The organism is Pseudomonas sp. ADAK2 TE3594 (assembly GCF_053628675.1).
Genome location: NZ_JBRJGV010000001.1, coordinates 6114749 through 6133446 on the forward strand (window position 1 = coordinate 6114749; position 18698 = coordinate 6133446).

At 56.0% G+C, this 18698-nt stretch carries 10 protein-coding genes, 2 tRNA genes and 4 rRNA genes; 8 read left to right on the forward strand and 8 right to left on the reverse strand.

All coding sequences use genetic code 11. From position 1 onward, the window contains the following. Positions 1-65 precede the first annotated feature (65 nt). The 4 genes from AB7M22_RS27615 to AB7M22_RS27630 all read right to left on the reverse strand — a co-directional run bounded on the left by AB7M22_RS27615 (position 66) and on the right by AB7M22_RS27630 (position 4311). Complete coding sequence (locus AB7M22_RS27615; RefSeq protein ID WP_454188375.1) at positions 66-1517, reverse strand: NAD(P)(+) transhydrogenase (Re/Si-specific) subunit beta; 1452 nt, start codon at positions 1515-1517, stop codon at positions 66-68. Beyond that, complete coding sequence (locus tag AB7M22_RS27620) at positions 1517-1840, reverse strand: NAD(P) transhydrogenase subunit alpha (RefSeq protein ID WP_003187010.1); 324 nt, start codon at positions 1838-1840, stop codon at positions 1517-1519. Before AB7M22_RS27620 ends, AB7M22_RS27615 begins: the two co-directional genes overlap by 1 nt. A 15-nt stretch (positions 1841-1855) precedes the next feature. Beyond that, positions 1856-2977, reverse strand: a complete 1122-nt coding sequence (locus AB7M22_RS27625; RefSeq protein ID WP_454188376.1) for a Re/Si-specific NAD(P)(+) transhydrogenase subunit alpha — start codon at positions 2975-2977, stop codon at positions 1856-1858. Between the two features lie 434 nt (positions 2978-3411). Further along, positions 3412-4311, reverse strand: coding sequence for a LysR family transcriptional regulator (locus AB7M22_RS27630; protein WP_454188377.1), 900 nt, complete (start codon positions 4309-4311; stop codon positions 3412-3414). A 158-nt stretch (positions 4312-4469) separates the two neighbouring features. Between AB7M22_RS27630 and AB7M22_RS27635 the strand changes: the two genes are divergently transcribed. The 8 genes from AB7M22_RS27635 (at position 4470) to rrf (AB7M22_RS27670) (ending at position 13027) form a co-directional block, all read left to right on the forward strand. After that, complete coding sequence (locus AB7M22_RS27635) at positions 4470-5651, forward strand: acyl-CoA dehydrogenase (RefSeq protein ID WP_007897013.1); 1182 nt, start codon at positions 4470-4472, stop codon at positions 5649-5651. A gap of 13 nt (positions 5652-5664) precedes the next feature. Then, positions 5665-6885 carry a CaiB/BaiF CoA transferase family protein gene (locus AB7M22_RS27640; RefSeq protein WP_050681404.1) on the forward strand — a complete coding sequence of 407 codons (1221 nt, stop codon included), beginning with the start codon at positions 5665-5667 and terminating at the stop codon, positions 6883-6885. 641 nt (positions 6886-7526) lie between these two features. Then, positions 7527-9065, forward strand: a 16S ribosomal RNA gene (locus AB7M22_RS27645). A 161-nt stretch (positions 9066-9226) separates the two neighbouring features. Next, positions 9227-9303, forward strand: a tRNA-Ile gene (locus AB7M22_RS27650). Between the two features lie 30 nt (positions 9304-9333). Then, positions 9334-9409 (forward strand) — tRNA-Ala (locus AB7M22_RS27655). Between the two features lie 235 nt (positions 9410-9644). Beyond that, a 23S ribosomal RNA gene (locus AB7M22_RS27660) occupies positions 9645-12536 on the forward strand. Between the two features lie 152 nt (positions 12537-12688). After that, a 5S ribosomal RNA gene (gene rrf / locus AB7M22_RS27665) occupies positions 12689-12804 on the forward strand. Positions 12805-12911: 107 nt separating this feature from the next. Further along, a 5S ribosomal RNA gene (rrf, locus tag AB7M22_RS27670) occupies positions 12912-13027 on the forward strand. Together the 16S, 23S and 5S rRNA genes with 2 tRNA genes alongside form the textbook arrangement of a ribosomal RNA operon. An 80-nt stretch (positions 13028-13107) precedes the next feature. Here the strand turns inward: rrf (AB7M22_RS27670) and AB7M22_RS27675 are convergent. The 4 genes from AB7M22_RS27675 to AB7M22_RS27690 form a co-directional block, all read right to left on the reverse strand. After that, a complete protein-coding gene (locus AB7M22_RS27675) occupies positions 13108-14289 on the reverse strand; it encodes a PepSY-associated TM helix domain-containing protein (protein WP_454188378.1) in 1182 nt (393 codons plus the stop codon). A 73-nt stretch (positions 14290-14362) separates the two neighbouring features. Next, the gene (locus AB7M22_RS27680) at positions 14363-16864 is read right to left on the reverse strand and encodes a TonB-dependent siderophore receptor (RefSeq protein WP_454188379.1); all 2502 of its coding nucleotides are present in this window, start codon (positions 16862-16864) and stop codon (positions 14363-14365) included. A gap of 88 nt (positions 16865-16952) precedes the next feature. Continuing rightward, positions 16953-17966, reverse strand: a complete 1014-nt coding sequence (locus AB7M22_RS27685) for a FecR domain-containing protein (RefSeq protein WP_454188380.1) — start codon at positions 17964-17966, stop codon at positions 16953-16955. Further along, positions 17966-18466 (reverse strand): sigma-70 family RNA polymerase sigma factor, encoded by a 501-nt coding sequence (locus tag AB7M22_RS27690; protein ID WP_008005709.1) that lies wholly within the window; start codon positions 18464-18466, stop codon positions 17966-17968. Before AB7M22_RS27690 ends, AB7M22_RS27685 begins: the two co-directional genes overlap by 1 nt. Positions 18467-18698: the final 232 nt, after the last annotated feature.

Genomic DNA, 18698 nt, shown 5'->3' on the forward strand with positions numbered 1-18698 from the left:
GATCAGTAACAACCACAAACAAAAACGCCCCGACGAGTCGGGGCGTTTCAGGTTGCCGAAGAGTGTTACTCGACGGCTTTGACCATGTCTTCGATGACCTTCTTGGCATCACCAAAGACCATCATGGTCTTGTCCAGGTAGAACAGTTCGTTGTCCAGACCGGCATAGCCGCTGGCCATCGAGCGCTTGTTGACGATGATGGTCTTGGCTTTGAACGCTTCGAGAATCGGCATGCCGGCAATTGGCGATTTCGGATCGTTCTTGGCCGCCGGGTTGACCACGTCGTTGGCGCCGAGCACCAGCACCACGTCGGCCTGACCGAACTCGGAGTTGATGTCTTCCATCTCGAACACCTGGTCGTAAGGCACTTCGGCCTCGGCCAGCAATACGTTCATGTGGCCAGGCATCCGGCCCGCAACCGGGTGAATCGCATACTTCACGGTCACACCACGGTGGGTCAGCTTCTCGGTCAGCTCTTTCAATGCGTGCTGCGCCCGTGCCACCGCCAGGCCATAGCCCGGAACGATGATCACGGTGTCGGCGTTGGTCAGCAGGAAGGTAGCGTCGTCAGCCGAACCGGATTTCACCGGGCGCGCTTCTTTCGAGCCTGCCGGGCCAGCGGCATCTGCTGTGTTGCCGAAACCGCCGAGCAGTACGTTGAAGAACGAACGGTTCATCGCCTTGCACATAATGTAGGAGAGAATCGCACCGCTTGAGCCCACCAGGGAGCCGGCAATGATCAGCATCGAGTTGTTCAGCGAGAAGCCGATACCCGCTGCTGCCCAGCCGGAGTAACTGTTGAGCATCGACACCACGACGGGCATGTCTGCGCCGCCGATCGGGATGATGATCAGCACGCCCATCACGAAGGCCAGGGCCAGCATCAGAGCAAACGCGCTTAGATTGCCGGTCAGCATGAAGGTGACGCCCAGTGCCAGCGTCGCCATACCCAGCAGCAGGTTCAGCTTGTGTTGACCGCTGAACTGTACCGGTGCGCCTTGGAACAGGCGGAACTTGTACTTGCCCGAGAGCTTGCCGAACGCGATCACCGAACCGGAGAAGGTGATTGCACCGATGGCTGCGCCGAGGAACAGTTCCAGGCGGTTACCGGCAGGAATGGAATCACCCAGTTGCTTGACGATGCCCAGGGATTGCGGCTCGACCACCGCCGCGATAGCGATGAACACTGCGGCCATACCGATCATGCTGTGCATGAAGGCGACCAGTTCCGGCATCTTGGTCATTTCAACGCGTTTGGCCATGATCGAGCCGGCAGTGCCGCCAACCAGCAGACCCACGATGACGTAACCGATGCCGGCAGTAGCACTGCCTTGCTCAAAAGAGAGCGCGGCCAGCTTATAGATGAGGCCGATAGTAGTGAGGATCGCCAACGCCATGCCGAGCATGCCGTAGACATTGCCGCGCCGCGACGTGGTTGGGTGCGACAGGCCTTTGAGGGCCTGGATGAAGCAGATCGACGCAATCAGGTAGAGCGTCGTTACCAGATTCATGCTCATTACTTGGGCGCCTCTTCTTTTACGGCTTTCGGGGCTTTTTTCTTGAACATCTCAAGCATGCGACGCGTTACCAGGAAACCACCGAACACGTTCACTGCCGCCAGAGCCACCGCCAGGGTGCCCATGGTCTTGCCCAGTGGGGTCACGGTCAAAGCTGCTGCCAGCATGGCGCCGACGATCACAATCGCCGAAATGGCGTTGGTCACCGCCATCAACGGCGTGTGAAGTGCAGGTGTAACGTTCCACACCACGTGATAACCGACATAAATCGCCAGCACGAAGATGATCAGGTTGTAGATACCGGGGGAGATAAGCTCTTCCATCGTCTGAATCCCTGCTTAGGCGTTTTTGCGGATGACTTGGCCGTCGCGGCACATCAGGCACGCGGCGACGATGTCGTCTTCGAGGTTCACTTCAAACTGGCCTTCTTTGTTGAAGACCAGCTTCAGGAAGTCCAGCAGATTGCGCGCGTACAGCGCCGAAGCATCGGCCGCGACGGCGCCGGCCAGGTTGGTCGGGCCGCAAATGGTCACGCCATTCTCGACGACCACCTGATCGGCCACGGTCAGCGGGCAGTTGCCGCCCTGGGCTGCCGCGAGGTCGATGACCACCGAGCCGGGCTTCATCTGTGCCACGGTTTCGGCGCTCAACAGTGTTGGCGCCTTGCGGCCCGGGATCAGTGCGGTGGTGATGACAATGTCAGCCTGCTTGGCGCGTTCGTGCACGGCCAGGGCCTGACGCTGCATCCAGCTGGCCGGCATGGGGCGGGCGTAACCGCCGACACCGACGGCGCATTCGCGCTCTTCATCGGTTTCGTACGGCACATCGACGAATTTCGCACCCAGGGATTCGATCTGTTCCTTCACGGCAGGACGCACGTCGGACGCTTCGATGACTGCACCCAGACGTTTCGCCGTGGCAATCGCCTGCAAACCGGCTACGCCAGCGCCAAGAATCAGCACGCGCGCCGCTTTCACGGTGCCCGCAGCGGTCATCAGCATCGGCATGAAGCGTGGATAGTAGTGGGCGGCCAACAACACGGATTTATAACCGGCGATGTTCGCCTGGGAGGACAACACATCCAGGCTCTGAGCGCGGGAGGTGCGCGGCGCGGCCTCCAGTGCGAAAGCGGTAATGCCGCACTCAGCCATCTTGGCAATGGTTTCATTGCTGAACGGATTGAGCATGCCCACCACAACGGTGCCGCTTTTTATCAGCGTCAGTTCGCTGTCGCTGGGGGCGACCACCTTGAGAATCAGCTCGGCGCCAAATGCATCATTGGCGCTGCCAATGGTTGCGCCTGCCGCTTCATAAGCACTGTCGACAACGCTGGCATTAATGCCGGCGCCGCTTTGCACAGTGACTTTATGACCCTGGCCGATCAGCTTCTTGATGGTTTCCGGGGTTGCAGCAACCCGTGTTTCACCCGTCTGGGTTTCGAGAGGAACACCAATGTGCACGTCAAATCTCCTGCGTGATCTTATTGAGTAAACCCAGGCACTTCGGATGGTGCGACTGGGGCGGCCGATCAGCACGATCCCGCCGAATCAGGGCGGGGCGCGGCATTTTGCAGGCGAACTTTGTGCCCTTCAAGGGATTATGACGGGTGACGGAAAATTAACTACAAGTCACCCCGTGACCGAATGTCGCACTGATCGGTGCAATCCCTTGCAGGCCGTGGCTTGTGAGGATTCTGTCCAAAATTCAAGAATTTACACATCGGCACGGTGAATGAGGCGTCATTGCCTGCCAATAGAGGCTCAAGGCCACGTATTCAGGCCGTTGTAGGACGTTTGTGCTACTCCTCGGTACAGTCTGCCAATATGCGACAAATACTTATATCTGTAGTGCTTTTGTTTTTCTGACTACGAGGTCAGTTAATAAGGTTGAGCCTTTATCCTTCTAGGCTGTAGCTTTGTGCCTGATTCACCAGCCAATCACGAAATGCCCTCAAAGAGGCAGATTCGACCTTTCGCTCGGGAATCATCAGGTAGTAGGCCTTAATGCTCGATAGTGCCTGGGCGTTGGCGATCACCAGACGCTTCTCTGTCAATTCGCGCTGAATCAAGAACGGTGGAATCAGCGCGATCCCCATATCGTGCATTGCAGCTTGAGCAAGCATGGAGAATAGCTCGTAACGCGGCCCTGTCATGTCTCGCGGGATATTCAGGTTTTGAGAGTTGAACCACTGGCGCCAGGCATAAGGGCGTGTGGTCTGCTGTAGCAGGGGCAGTTTGGCGATTTCACTGGGGCTCAGGTTGGTTTTTTTGCCCAGTAACGCAGGGCTGCACACCGGCATCGGATTTTCGCCCATTAGCCTGTGGGATTCGGTACCCGGCCAATCGGCGTCGCCGAAATAGATCGCGGCGTCGAAGTCGGTGTCGGCAAACAGGAAGGGGCGCGTGCGATTGGTGAGGTTGACCGTCACTTCCGGGTGTTTGTGCTGAAAATCCTTGAGTCGCGGCAGCAGCCATTGAGTGCCGAAGGTTGGCACCACCGCCAGTTCGATCATGTTGGCGCCTTGCTGGCCCATCACTGACAAAGTGTCGCGTTCAACCGCGTCGAGTTGGGTAGCCACTCGGCGGCTGTAGGAAAGCCCGGCCTCCGTCAGCTTCACTCCGCGCCGCGAGCGTCGGAACAGTTCGACGCTGAGGAACTCCTCAAGGCTGGCGATCTGTCGGCAAATCGCTCCCTGCGTGAGGGAAAGTTCCTGGGCGGCCTTGGTAAAGCTCTCGTGGCGCGCTGCAGCTTCAAAACTGATCAGGGCGGTTGTACTGGGGATCTTCCTGCGCATGTACGTCAACCTCACTAATACATCGCATATAGGCTATTTTTGCGACGCTACGGAGTGAGAAATTAGCACAACAGTATGCAAAATCCTCGTTTGTCGTGAAGCCAAACCCGGCCTAGGATCGATCCACGTTATTTGACCCGATTCGAGAGGACTCACTCATGGGCGGTAAAGCTAGCTTCAACTGGATCGATCCCCTGCTGCTGGATCAACAGCTCACTGAAGAAGAACGCATGATTCGCGACACGGCTCAGCAATTCGCTCAGCAGAAACTCGCGCCGCGCGTTCTCGAAGCTTTCCGTCATGAGAAGACCGACCCGGCGATCTTCCGCGAGATGGGTGAAGTGGGTCTGTTGGGTGCGACCATTCCTGAGCAATACGGTGGCAGCGGCCTTAACTACGTCAGCTACGGTCTGATTGCCCGTGAGGTCGAGCGTGTCGACTCCGGCTATCGCTCGATGATGAGCGTGCAGTCGTCGCTGGTCATGGTGCCGATCAACGAATTCGGTACCGAAGCACAGAAGCAGAAATACCTGCCGAAGCTGGCCTCGGGTGAATGGATCGGTTGCTTCGGTCTGACCGAGCCTGACCACGGTTCCGACCCGGGCGCGATGATTACTCGTGCACGCAAAGTGGAAGGCGGCTACAGCCTCACCGGCAGCAAAATGTGGATCACCAACAGCCCGATCGCTGATGTGTTCGTGGTTTGGGGCAAGGACGACGCGGGCGACATTCGTGGCTTTGTTCTGGAGAAGGGCTGGAAAGGCCTGAGTGCTCCGGCGATTCACGGCAAGGTCGGCCTGCGTGCATCCATCACCGGAGAAATCGTCATGGACAACGTGTTTGTCCCTGAAGAGAACATCTTTCCGGATGTCCGGGGCTTGAAAGGTCCTTTTACCTGCCTTAACTCGGCGCGTTACGGCATTTCCTGGGGCGCACTGGGCGCTGCCGAGTTCTGCTGGCACACCGCTCGCCAGTACACCCTGGATCGTAAGCAGTTTGGTCGTCCATTGGCGGCTACACAGTTGATCCAGAAGAAGCTGGCTGACATGCAGACCGAAATCACCATGGCGCTGCAAGGCTGCCTGCGTCTGGGTCGTATGAAGGATGAAGGCACTGCTGCCGTCGAGATTACTTCGATGATGAAGCGCAACTCCTGTGGCAAATCCCTCGATATCGCCCGCATGGCGCGCGACATGCTGGGTGGCAACGGCATCTCCGATGAGTTCGGTGTCGCTCGGCACCTGGTCAACCTGGAAGTGGTGAATACCTATGAAGGTACGCATGACGTCCATGCGCTGATCCTCGGTCGCGCGCAGACCGGCATCCAGGCGTTCTATTAATAGGAGAACGGTCATGGGCGCGCTTTCGCATCTACGGGTACTGGATTTATCGCGGGTGCTTGCCGGGCCTTGGGCCGGGCAGATCCTGGCGGACCTTGGCGCCGAAGTCATCAAGGTCGAGCGCCCGGGCAATGGCGATGACACGCGCGCCTGGGGGCCTCCGTTCCTTAAAGACGCCTATGGCGAGAACACCAGCGAGGCGGCCTATTACTTGTCCGCCAACCGCAACAAGCAATCAGTGACCATCGACTTCACGCGGCCAGAGGGGCAGCAGCTCGTGCGTGAGCTGGCGGCGAAGTCGGACATCCTCATTGAGAACTTCAAGGTCGGTGGTCTGGCAGCTTATGGACTGGACTATGAGTCGCTCAAGGCGATTAATCCGAAGCTGATCTATTGCTCGATCACCGGCTTCGGTCAGACTGGTCCGTATGCCAAGCGTGCGGGCTATGACTTCATGATCCAGGGCTTGGGCGGCCTGATGAGTTTGACTGGCCGTCCCGAAGGAGATGAGGGTGCAGGCCCGGTGAAAGTCGGTGTGGCGCTGACAGACATTTTGACCGGGCTCTATTCAACGGTGGCGATCCTGGCGGCCTTGGCTCATCGGGATCAGGGCGGAGGCGGTCAGCATATAGACATGGCATTGCTGGATGTTCAGGTGGCTTGTCTGGCCAATCAGGCGATGAACTACCTGACTACAGGCGTTGCGCCTAAGCGCCTGGGCAACGCTCACCCGAATATCGTGCCTTATCAGGACTTTCCTACAGCCGATGGCGACTTCATCCTCACCGTGGGTAACGATGGGCAGTTCCGCAAGTTTGCGCAGGTGGCTGGTCAACCGCAGTGGGCGGATGATCCACGTTTTGCGACCAACAAATTGCGGGTGGCTAACCGAGCAGTATTGATTCCGCTGATTCGCCAGGCGACAGTGTTCAAGACTACTGCTGAGTGGGTGGCGCAGCTGGAGCAGGCAGGCGTGCCATGCGGACCGATCAATGATCTGGCTCAGATGTTTGCCGATCCTCAGGTTCAGGCGCGGGGGTTGGCCATTGAGCTGCCTCATGCTTTGGCCGGGATGGTGCCGCAGGTTGCGAGCCCGATACGCCTGTCCGAGACTCCGGTGGAGTACCGCAGTGCGCCTCCTTTGTTGGGTGAGCACACGCTGGAGGTTCTGCAGCGGGTATTGGGTCTGGATGCCGGCGTCGTTGCTGGGTTCAAGGCGTCTGGAGTGCTCTGAGCATTCCTTCTATATAGAAGGGCTGGTTTTGCTCTCCTATATAGAGGGGAATGCGCAGTTTTCCGGCGTTCTGCAAGTTATTGATAGAAAAGCGTAATTAGAGGTTGACGGCAGATTCTGGAAGTCTATAATTCGCCCCACTTCCGGCGCAGTCGAAACGGAAAACTCCTTGGTAAACAAAGAGTTACGCAGTTTTCGGCAGCGGTTACGCTTCAGTTCATCGAAGCCAGAAGGAGTTGGTAGGGCAGTGTGTTTTCGCCTTATTGACGGTTCGATCATCTCGGTCGAAAGCGGAGAAAAAGAGGTGTTGACAGCAGCGAGTAATGCTGTAGAATTCGCCTCCCGCTAACGAGAGATCGGAAGCGCAAGTGGTTGAAGTTGCAGAGGAAACTTTGAAAACTTCTGAAAATAACCGCTTGACAGCAACAGAGGCTGCTGTAGAATGCGCGCCTCGGTTGAGACGAAAGATCTTAACCAACCGCTCTTTAACAACTGAATCAAGCAATTCGTGTGGGTGCTTGTGGAGTCAGACTGATAGTCAACAAGATTATCAGCATCACAAGTTACTCCGCGAGAAATCAAAGATGTAACCAACGATTGCTGAGCCAAGTTTAGGGTTTCTTAAAAACCCAAAGATGTTTGAACTGAAGAGTTTGATCATGGCTCAGATTGAACGCTGGCGGCAGGCCTAACACATGCAAGTCGAGCGGCAGCACGGGTACTTGTACCTGGTGGCGAGCGGCGGACGGGTGAGTAATGCCTAGGAATCTGCCTGGTAGTGGGGGATAACGCTCGGAAACGGACGCTAATACCGCATACGTCCTACGGGAGAAAGCAGGGGACCTTCGGGCCTTGCGCTATCAGATGAGCCTAGGTCGGATTAGCTAGTTGGTGAGGTAATGGCTCACCAAGGCGACGATCCGTAACTGGTCTGAGAGGATGATCAGTCACACTGGAACTGAGACACGGTCCAGACTCCTACGGGAGGCAGCAGTGGGGAATATTGGACAATGGGCGAAAGCCTGATCCAGCCATGCCGCGTGTGTGAAGAAGGTCTTCGGATTGTAAAGCACTTTAAGTTGGGAGGAAGGGCAGTTACCTAATACGTAATTGTTTTGACGTTACCGACAGAATAAGCACCGGCTAACTCTGTGCCAGCAGCCGCGGTAATACAGAGGGTGCAAGCGTTAATCGGAATTACTGGGCGTAAAGCGCGCGTAGGTGGTTCGTTAAGTTGGATGTGAAATCCCCGGGCTCAACCTGGGAACTGCATTCAAAACTGACGAGCTAGAGTATGGTAGAGGGTGGTGGAATTTCCTGTGTAGCGGTGAAATGCGTAGATATAGGAAGGAACACCAGTGGCGAAGGCGACCACCTGGACTGATACTGACACTGAGGTGCGAAAGCGTGGGGAGCAAACAGGATTAGATACCCTGGTAGTCCACGCCGTAAACGATGTCAACTAGCCGTTGGGAGCCTTGAGCTCTTAGTGGCGCAGCTAACGCATTAAGTTGACCGCCTGGGGAGTACGGCCGCAAGGTTAAAACTCAAATGAATTGACGGGGGCCCGCACAAGCGGTGGAGCATGTGGTTTAATTCGAAGCAACGCGAAGAACCTTACCAGGCCTTGACATCCAATGAACTTTCCAGAGATGGATTGGTGCCTTCGGGAACATTGAGACAGGTGCTGCATGGCTGTCGTCAGCTCGTGTCGTGAGATGTTGGGTTAAGTCCCGTAACGAGCGCAACCCTTGTCCTTAGTTACCAGCACGTCATGGTGGGCACTCTAAGGAGACTGCCGGTGACAAACCGGAGGAAGGTGGGGATGACGTCAAGTCATCATGGCCCTTACGGCCTGGGCTACACACGTGCTACAATGGTCGGTACAGAGGGTTGCCAAGCCGCGAGGTGGAGCTAATCCCATAAAACCGATCGTAGTCCGGATCGCAGTCTGCAACTCGACTGCGTGAAGTCGGAATCGCTAGTAATCGCGAATCAGAATGTCGCGGTGAATACGTTCCCGGGCCTTGTACACACCGCCCGTCACACCATGGGAGTGGGTTGCACCAGAAGTAGCTAGTCTAACCTTCGGGAGGACGGTTACCACGGTGTGATTCATGACTGGGGTGAAGTCGTAACAAGGTAGCCGTAGGGGAACCTGCGGCTGGATCACCTCCTTAATCGACGACATCAGCTGCTCCATAAGTTCCCACACGAATTGCTTGATTCATTGAAGAAGACGATAAGAAGCAGCCCTAACAGGTTGTAGCTTAGTTGGTTAGAGCGCACCCCATGTTTTGCGGTAAAGAGCAGGGTGAGGTCGGCCTTAAAGCTCGAAATTGGGTCTGTAGCTCAGTTGGTTAGAGCGCACCCCTGATAAGGGTGAGGTCGGCAGTTCGAATCTGCCCAGACCCACCAATTTTGTGTGGGAAACGCCTGTAGAAATACGGGGCCATAGCTCAGCTGGGAGAGCGCCTGCCTTGCACGCAGGAGGTCAACGGTTCGATCCCGTTTGGCTCCACCACTACTGCTTCTGTTTGTTGAAAGCTTAGAAATGAGCATTCCATCGTGACGATGGTGAATGTTGATTTCTAGTCTTTGATTAGATCGTTCTTTAAAAATTTGGGTATGTGATAGAAAGATAGACTGGATAACACTTTCACTGGTGTTGTTCAGGCTAAGGTAAAATTTGTGAGTTTAATCGCGAATTTTCGGCGAATGTCGTCTTCACAGTATAACCAGATTGCTTGGGGTTATATGGTCAAGTGAAGAAGCGCATACGGTGGATGCCTTGGCAGTCAGAGGCGATGAAAGACGTGGTAGCCTGCGAAAAGCTTCGGGGAGTCGGCAAACAGACTTTGATCCGGAGATGTCTGAATGGGGGAACCCACCTAACATAAGTTAGGTATCTTAAGCTGAATACATAGGCTTAAGAAGCGAACCAGGGGAACTGAAACATCTAAGTACCCTGAGGAAAAGAAATCAACCGAGATTCCCTTAGTAGTGGCGAGCGAACGGGGACTAGCCCTTAAGTGACTTTGAGATTAGCGGAACGCTCTGGAAAGTGCGGCCATAGTGGGTGATAGCCCTGTACGCGAAAATCTCTTGGTCATGAAATCGAGTAGGACGGAGCACGAGAAACTTTGTCTGAATATGGGGGGACCATCCTCCAAGGCTAAATACTACTGACTGACCGATAGTGAACTAGTACCGTGAGGGAAAGGCGAAAAGAACCCCGGAGAGGGGAGTGAAATAGATCCTGAAACCGTATGCGTACAAGCAGTGGGAGCCCACTTTGTTGGGTGACTGCGTACCTTTTGTATAATGGGTCAGCGACTTATTTTCAGTGGCGAGCTTAACCGAATAGGGGAGGCGTAGCGAAAGCGAGTCTTAATAGGGCGTCTAGTCGCTGGGAATAGACCCGAAACCGGGCGATCTATCCATGGGCAGGTTGAAGGTTGGGTAACACTAACTGGAGGACCGAACCGACTACCGTTGAAAAGTTAGCGGATGACCTGTGGATCGGAGTGAAAGGCTAATCAAGCTCGGAGATAGCTGGTTCTCCTCGAAAGCTATTTAGGTAGCGCCTCATGTATCACTGTAGGGGGTAGAGCACTGTTTCGGCTAGGGGGTCATCCCGACTTACCAAACCGATGCAAACTCCGAATACCTACAAGTGCCGAGCATGGGAGACACACGGCGGGTGCTAACGTCCGTCGTGAAAAGGGAAACAACCCAGACCGTCAGCTAAGGTCCCAAAGTTATGGTTAAGTGGGAAACGATGTGGGAAGGCTTAGACAGCTAGGAGGTTGGCTTAGAAGCAGCCACCCTTTAAAGAAAGCGTAATAGCTCACTAGTCGAGTCGGCCTGCGCGGAAGATGTAACGGGGCTCAAACCATACACCGAAGCTACGGGTATCACTTAGGTGATGCGGTAGAGGAGCGTTCTGTAAGCCTGTGAAGGTGAGTTGAGAAGCTTGCTGGAGGTATCAGAAGTGCGAATGCTGACATGAGTAACGACAATGGGTGTGAAAAACACCCACGCCGAAAGACCAAGGTTTCCTGCGCAACGTTAATCGACGCAGGGTTAGTCGGTCCCTAAGGCGAGGCTGAAAAGCGTAGTCGATGGAAAACAGGTTAATATTCCTGTACTTCTGGTTATTGCGATGGAGGGACGGAGAAGGCTAGGCCAGCTTGGCGTTGGTTGTCCAAGTTTAAGGTGGTAGGCTGGAATCTTAGGTAAATCCGGGATTCTAAGGCCGAGAGCTGATGACGAGTTACCCTCTGGGTGACGAAGTGGTTGATGCCATGCTTCCAAGAAAAGCTTCTAAGCTTCAGGTAACCAGGAACCGTACCCCAAACCGACACAGGTGGTTGGGTAGAGAATACCAAGGCGCTTGAGAGAACTCGGGTGAAGGAACTAGGCAAAATGGCACCGTAACTTCGGGAGAAGGTGCGCCGGTGAGGGTGAAGCATTTACTGCGTAAGCCCACGCCGGTCGAAGATACCAGGCCGCTGCGACTGTTTATTAAAAACACAGCACTCTGCAAACACGAAAGTGGACGTATAGGGTGTGACGCCTGCCCGGTGCCGGAAGGTTAATTGATGGGGTTAGCTAACGCGAAGCTCTTGATCGAAGCCCCGGTAAACGGCGGCCGTAACTATAACGGTCCTAAGGTAGCGAAATTCCTTGTCGGGTAAGTTCCGACCTGCACGAATGGCGTAACGATGGCGGCGCTGTCTCCACCCGAGACTCAGTGAAATTGAAATCGCTGTGAAGATGCAGTGTATCCGCGGCTAGACGGAAAGACCCCGTGAACCTTTACTATAGCTTTGCACTGGACTTTGAATTTGCTTGTGTAGGATAGGTGGGAGGCTTTGAAGCGTGGACGCCAGTTCGCGTGGAGCCAACCTTGAAATACCACCCTGGCAACTTTGAGGTTCTAACTCAGGTCCGTTATCCGGATCGAGGACAGTGTATGGTGGGTAGTTTGACTGGGGCGGTCTCCTCCTAAAGAGTAACGGAGGAGTACGAAGGTGCGCTCAGACCGGTCGGAAATCGGTCGTAGAGTATAAAGGCAAAAGCGCGCTTGACTGCGAGACAGACACGTCGAGCAGGTACGAAAGTAGGTCTTAGTGATCCGGTGGTTCTGTATGGAAGGGCCATCGCTCAACGGATAAAAGGTACTCCGGGGATAACAGGCTGATACCGCCCAAGAGTTCATATCGACGGCGGTGTTTGGCACCTCGATGTCGGCTCATCACATCCTGGGGCTGAAGCCGGTCCCAAGGGTATGGCTGTTCGCCATTTAAAGTGGTACGCGAGCTGGGTTTAGAACGTCGTGAGACAGTTCGGTCCCTATCTGCCGTGGACGTTTGAGATTTGAGAGGGGCTGCTCCTAGTACGAGAGGACCGGAGTGGACGAACCTCTGGTGTTCCGGTTGTCACGCCAGTGGCATTGCCGGGTAGCTATGTTCGGAATAGATAACCGCTGAAAGCATCTAAGCGGGAAACTAGCCTCAAGATGAGATCTCACTGGGACCTTGAGTCCCCTGAAGGGCCGTCGAAGACTACGACGTTGATAGGTTGGGTGTGTAAGCGCTGTGAGGCGTTGAGCTAACCAATACTAATTGCCCGTGAGGCTTGACCATATAACACCCAAGCAATTTGTGAACTCGAAAGAGGCCAGATTGCGGTGTGTGAAGACGAAACGAACCGAAAGTTCGAGAACAAACACACAAACTATCGCATACCCATTCGCTGGAGCGTGATCCGTAAGGAGAACGACCTGGCTACCGAATTTCTTGACGACCATAGAGCATTGGAACCACCTGATCCCATCCCGAACTCAGCAGTGAAACGATGCATCGCCGATGGTAGTGTGGGGTTTCCCCATGTGAGAGTAGGTCATCGTCAAGATTAAATTCCGAAACCCCTATCTGCGTATGCAGGTAGGGGTTTTGTTTTAGTAGAAGTCACCGATTTTGCTGGCACGTTACCGTTGTAACGGGCTGGTCACAGAATTTCTTGACGACCATAGAGCATTGGAACCACCTGATCCCATCCCGAACTCAGCAGTGAAACGATGCATCGCCGATGGTAGTGTGGGGTTTCCCCATGTGAGAGTAGGTCATCGTCAAGATTGAATTCCGAAACCCCTGTCTGCTTATGCAGACAGGGGTTTTGTCTTTCTGGGCTATAGAGACTTCAATCCGGAACGGGTCAGATCCAGGTCCTGCGTGCCTTGCTACTCCTTCGAGCCAGCAACTTGCGCCACCAGATATAGATTCCCGTCACCGACAGTACCGCAATCAATACCCCCAACAACGCGATCATCACTTGCCCGGTGAGCCCAATGATCCGCCCTCCGTGTATCGGCAATTGCAGCCGATAAAAACGCTCCCCCAAGGTGCCTTGGCCTGCGATTTCCTGTCCCAGTAAACGCCCGTCCGTGCCATGAAAGAACAGCCAGGACTTTCCATGGGCCTCGGTATCATGTTGCCCAAAGCCTGCCCCATAAAAGTTGTACTCAAAGCTGTAATACAACTCCCCGATCGCAGCTGTTAGCCCCAGCCTTTGCCCTTCCTGCAGCGCACGTTCATAAGCCTGTTGATAACTCAGCCGCATAACCCCCAGCTCCTCGGCAGGCATTCGTCCACGGGCCTCGTAAACGCTCGGCTCAACCGGCGAAAACAGTGAAACGGCAGGCTTGAACACCTGGCTCGGCAGGTTCATGGCGACACTGCTGACCGCAATCGGCAGCAGCAATAACCACAGCCACAAACCACCTGCCCGATGCAGGTCGAAGTTCAGCCGATAGGCATGCCCGCCTTTGATCTTCCAGGCCGTCGTCCACTTCTTCCAGAATGGTTTCCCTCGTGGAAGCGTCAGCCAAAGCGCGATGAAACAATCGACAACCCAGGCGATTGCGACCAGTCCCATTAACAACAATCCCCAGTTATTCGGCAGAACCAGGTTGTAGTGGAACTCAAGAATGAACGGGATGAAGTTCTCCCGCTGAAAGCAGCATTCTCCCCAGAACCGCTGCCCTTTCTGCTCGCCATTGACCGGGTCCAGATAGAACACCTGATTGGGCTCGGCAAAAGGTTTTCCGGTCGCAGGATCATTGCGCGGTACAGCAGCCAGCAATGCGGTATGACCCTGTTCTGACGGGTACTCCATGTACCAGACTTGTAGTCTCGGATGCTCCGCTTGCAGCTTGTCGACCAAGGCTCCAGGTGGCAAACGCTGACCGTCGGCAGACGCTGCATAGAACCCCGGATTGAGCCATTCATCCAGCTCATGATTGAACGCCAGAATGCTGCCGGTAAGCCCTGCCATCAGCAGAAACAACGCGGTCGCCAAACCGATGTAGCGATGAAGTAAAACCAGAAATGCACGCATGGAATTTTCCTGCAGAGACGACAAAGCCAGCCCCTGGATTCAGGGGCTGGCTTTTTTTTTGGATAACAAGTCGTTAGAACTGGTAGCTCACGGTAGCGGCGACGTTGCGCTCTTCACCCATGTAGCAGAAGTTCAGGCTGGCACAGGAGGTCACGTAGGACTCGTTGGTCAGGTTGTTCGCATTCAGACGTACGTCCACGCCCTTCAAACCTACCTTGCCCAGGTCATAGCCGACAGAAGCATCGAACAATGTGTAGGGCGGCACCTTCAAGGTGTTTTCCGCATCGGCCCAGCTGTAACCGACGTAACGCACGCCGCCACCCAGACGCAGACCATCAAGCGCTGCGCTGTCGAACGTGTAGTCCGCCCACACCGAGGCCATATGACGTGGCGCCTGAGTCGGCGAGTTGCCCTTGTTCTCGATTACGTCGGTTGCGGTGCTCAACGTACTGATCATCGACTTCGAATACTCGATGTCGGTGAAGGTGTAGCTGCCGAGCACTTTCAGGTTATCGGTCAGCTGCATGTGCGCTTCCAGTTCCAGACCTTGGGAGCGGACGGCGCCTACAGCGCGATAGAAGTTTTCCTGCGGCAGTTTGGTCGCCAGGTTTTCCTGATCGATGCGGAACAGCGACGCCGTAAACAAGTTGTCGGTGCCCGGCGGCTGGTACTTCAGTCCCATTTCCCATTGGGTGCCATCGGTCGGTGCCAGAGGATTGCCGGCGCTGTCGGCATAGGAATTCGGGTTGAACGACTCGGAGTAGCTGATGTACGGCGCAATACCGTTATCGAACAGATACAACGCCCCGGCTCGGCCGGTCAGCTTGGTGCGTTTGTCACTGATTTCCGTGCCCCCAGGGCGTCCCGCTTCAGCCAGCCGATTTTCATCGGAGGTTTCGACCCAGTCCTGACGCAGGCCCAAAGAGAAGCGCCATTTATCCATCTCGATCAGGTCTTGCAGGTAGACGCCGGTCTGTTCCAGGCGGCGCAGATAGCTGGTTGGGCTATAGAAGTCGATGGCCGAATTGCCGTACACCGGATTGAACGCATCGATCGGCGCAAGACCGCCACTGGTCCAGTCGACCACCGTCTTGCGCCGCTGGTAGTCCGCGCCCATCAGCACGGTGTGTTTGGTTGCGCCGGTGAAGAACTCGGCCTGCAGCATGTTATCGACGATAAAGGCGTGGAGCTTTTCGTCGCCGCCGGTGTAATAGCGGTTCAACTCGTTACTGGTGGGTGTGGTCCAGCCATAGGCGTAAACCTGATCGATCTTCACCTTGGAGTCGAGATAACGAAAGTTCTGCCGCGCGGTGAAGACGTCGTTGAAGCGGTGTTCGAACTGATAACCGAAGGACTGTTGATCACGCTGGAAACCATCAATGCCCGGCTCGCCCTCGAAGAAGTTGGGGGAGATCCGATTGCCATTGCGCTGATGGATCGTGCCATCGGCCGGGACGCCGCCGTGATAGCCGCCGTCGGGATCGTGTTGCAGATAAGCCTGTAGCGTCAGCGAGGTATCTTCGGTGAAATCGATGCTCACCGTCGGCGCCAGGGCGAAGCGCTTTTCCTTATTGTGGTCGAACTGTGTGTCGGACTGATCCGCCAACCCTGTCAGGCGATAGGCAATGCGCTTGTCATCATCCTTCGGCCCGCTAAAGTCGAAACCCATGCCGCGTTGGCCTTGAGTGCCCACCGTGGCCTGAACCTGATGATAGGGCTCATACAACGGTTTCTTGCTGGTCAACGCCACCAGCCCGCCCGGCGAGCTGCGACCATAGAGCACCGATGACGGCCCTTTGAGGATATCGACTCGTTCCAGGAAATACGGGTCCACCTGCATGGTGCTGTAGGTGCCGCTGTCGCCCATGGATTTGAGGCCGTCGAGATAAATATTATCCACCGAGCCGTCGTTGAAACCGCGCATCGCCACGTAGTCATAACGGTGGGTCGCGCCGTAAGGATTGGTCAGCACGCCCGGTGTGTAGCGCATCGCCTGGGACACGGTTTGCGAGCCTTGGTCGTCCATTTGATCGCGGGTCACCACGGACACGCTTTGCGAGGTTTCCAGCAGTGCGGTACTGGTCTTGGTGGCGATCTGGCTGTGCGTTGCGTTGTAGCCATCCATGCTGCCCAGCGCATTGCCCAGGGCGAAGCCTTTGATGTCGGTGGTAGGCAGCGCCAGGGCTTCGGTTTCAGCAACGGGCCGCAGCACATAGCTGCTGCCATCCTGACTGACGGCCACAAGCCCTGTGCCATTGAGCAAATGACTCAACGCCCGATCCGCCGAATAGTCGCCTTGTAGTCCCGGCGATTGAAGGCCCTGAGTTTGCGCCGGAGTCGTCGACAGCGTGATGCCCGCCTGACGCGCGAATTGGTTGAGCACATCGCTCAAGGGGCCGGCGGCGATGTTGTAGCGGTGGCTACTGGCTTCGCTGCCTTGGGCTGCAACACCAAGTGTCGGCAGCAGGCCGACACCCAATGCGGTCGAGAACAGCGCCGCGCGGATGGCGTGGCGCAAGACGCCTGATTCCGCGGCGAAATGGAGAGGGTTCTTACTGATGGCGCGCACAGTCATTGTAGGTTTCCGTAGGAAGTCGCTGAAGGCAGAGTTGAAGTGCTTACTGACTAAGCCGGACTTGTTCAGAAAACCCGCCAAAAATAATTCAGGCCTGTCGCTCCAGCGTCACCCACCAGCGCGTGCGATAGCGCAGTTGCACCGGCAGGGTTTGCGGCAGGATGGCCAGCAATTTGTCGGTGTCTTCAAGACGGAAAACCCCGGACAGCCGCAAGTTGGCAATGTCGGCCGTGCAGGTCAGATAGCCGGGACGGTAACGCCCGACTTCATTAATGAAATCCCCGAGACGCATGTTGCGGGTGACGATCAGGCCGTCGACCCAGGCGCCGGCATCCATGTCTTGAGGCGGTGCCAACTGTGCGTGACTTCGATCGATCAGATAACTCTGCCCGGCCTGCACCTGAATCGGCAGGCCATCGGCGGCCCGTGGCGAATGGATTGCGACCACGCCGCTGGTGACGCTGAGCCGCGTGCAGCCGGCGTCCTGACGAACGATGAAGCGCGCCGCCACACTTTCGAACACACCGTGACGGTTTTGCACTCGCAACGGTCGACCAAGAGAAACCCCTTCACTTGCCACGCCGCACGTCACGACGATCTCGCCGCGAGTCAGTTTGATCAGGCGCTGCTGCGCGGTGTAGTCCAGGTCCACCGCGCTGGCGGTATTGAGCTCCAGGCGCGTGCCATCTGGTAACTGGAAACCGCGTCGCTCGCCCGTGGCGGTGGCGAAGTCGGCGGTCCACTGTTGCCAGCCGATCGCATCCTTGCCCAGCCACGCCGCCGAACCCATCAGCAACGCGCCCGACAGCAGCTTCAATGCCTGGCGCCGACCCAATCCCTGCGCGCTGTTTTCCAAAGTGTTGAAAGCGACTTGAGCCCCGGGCACCGCGCGCAAATTACTGCTCAACTCGGCTTGCAGGGACTGCACCCGTTGCCAGGCCAGTTCGTGTTCATGGTGTTCTGCTCGCCAGACGTCGCATTGCTGGCGCAGTCTGGAGTTGGCCGCGTTGTTACGCAGGCGCAGCAACCAATGGATGGCTTGTTTAACCACCTGCTGATGAGGCTCGCCGCGGCGATTCAGCGCTGAGTTATCCACAGGCATCACGCTTCATACCGCAGCACGTAACAGTGATACAGCGCGTCGGCCACATAGCGTTCCACTGATCGTAGGGATAATCCCATGTGTTCGGCGATCTGCTTGTGGGTAAGTCCTTCGCACTGGGCCAGCAGAAATGCCTGACGCACTTTCGGCTTCAGGCCTTCAAGCATGCGAGCGATGCTTTCCAGCAATTCGAGCACCAATGCCCGTGCCTCGGCGCTCGGGGTTTCGGCCTCGGGCAAATGGGCGATGGTTTCCAGGTACGCGCGCTCGATTTCCTCACGGCGCCAGTGGTCGATCACCAGGCCGCGGGCGATGGTTCGCAGAAAGGCGCGGGGAGCTTTGAGCTCCAGGCGTTCGGTTCTTTGCAGCAGCCGGACGAACGTGTCCTGAGCCAGATCCGCCGCATCGGCCGCATTGCCCAACCGAGCGCGCAACCACGTGTTGAGCCAACCGTGATGGCTGCTGTAAAGCGCCTGTACTGCAAACTCAGGTGAGGACATGAACGCAACAGCCCGAACGTCACAAATGATAATTAGTCGCATTGTCATCAAGGGTCGGGAAATTTGCAACTGCCGTTCATGCGCCCCTCACTAAACACTGCGGCGCGGACCCTCTAGTACGCCGTTCGGCGGTTATCCGACGGGTTTCGTACAAACCCCTAAGATTTCTCCCACTCGTGCCGACAAGACTGGTGAGACATGCGTGCACCAAAGTAGAGCGGCCCCAGAATGC

Bases quoted from the DNA above. Each gene is read 5' to 3' on its own strand.
- AB7M22_RS27635 (WP_007897013.1), top strand. From the start codon at position 4,470: ATGGGCGGTAAAGCTAGCTTCAACTGGATCGATCCCCTGCTGCTGGAT.
- AB7M22_RS27690 (WP_008005709.1), bottom strand. From the start codon at position 18,466: ATGTCCTCACCTGAGTTTGCAGTACAGGCGCTTTACAGCAGCCATCAC.
- AB7M22_RS27615 (WP_454188375.1), bottom strand. From the start codon at position 1,517: ATGAGCATGAATCTGGTAACGACGCTCTACCTGATTGCGTCGATCTGC.
- AB7M22_RS27680 (WP_454188379.1), bottom strand. From the start codon at position 16,864: ATGACTGTGCGCGCCATCAGTAAGAACCCTCTCCATTTCGCCGCGGAA.
- AB7M22_RS27640 (WP_050681404.1), top strand. From the start codon at position 5,665: ATGGGCGCGCTTTCGCATCTACGGGTACTGGATTTATCGCGGGTGCTT.
- AB7M22_RS27675 (WP_454188378.1), bottom strand. From the start codon at position 14,289: ATGCGTGCATTTCTGGTTTTACTTCATCGCTACATCGGTTTGGCGACC.
- AB7M22_RS27685 (WP_454188380.1), bottom strand. From the start codon at position 17,966: ATGCCTGTGGATAACTCAGCGCTGAATCGCCGCGGCGAGCCTCATCAG.
- AB7M22_RS27630 (WP_454188377.1), bottom strand. From the start codon at position 4,311: ATGCGCAGGAAGATCCCCAGTACAACCGCCCTGATCAGTTTTGAAGCT.
- AB7M22_RS27620 (WP_003187010.1), bottom strand. From the start codon at position 1,840: ATGGAAGAGCTTATCTCCCCCGGTATCTACAACCTGATCATCTTCGTG.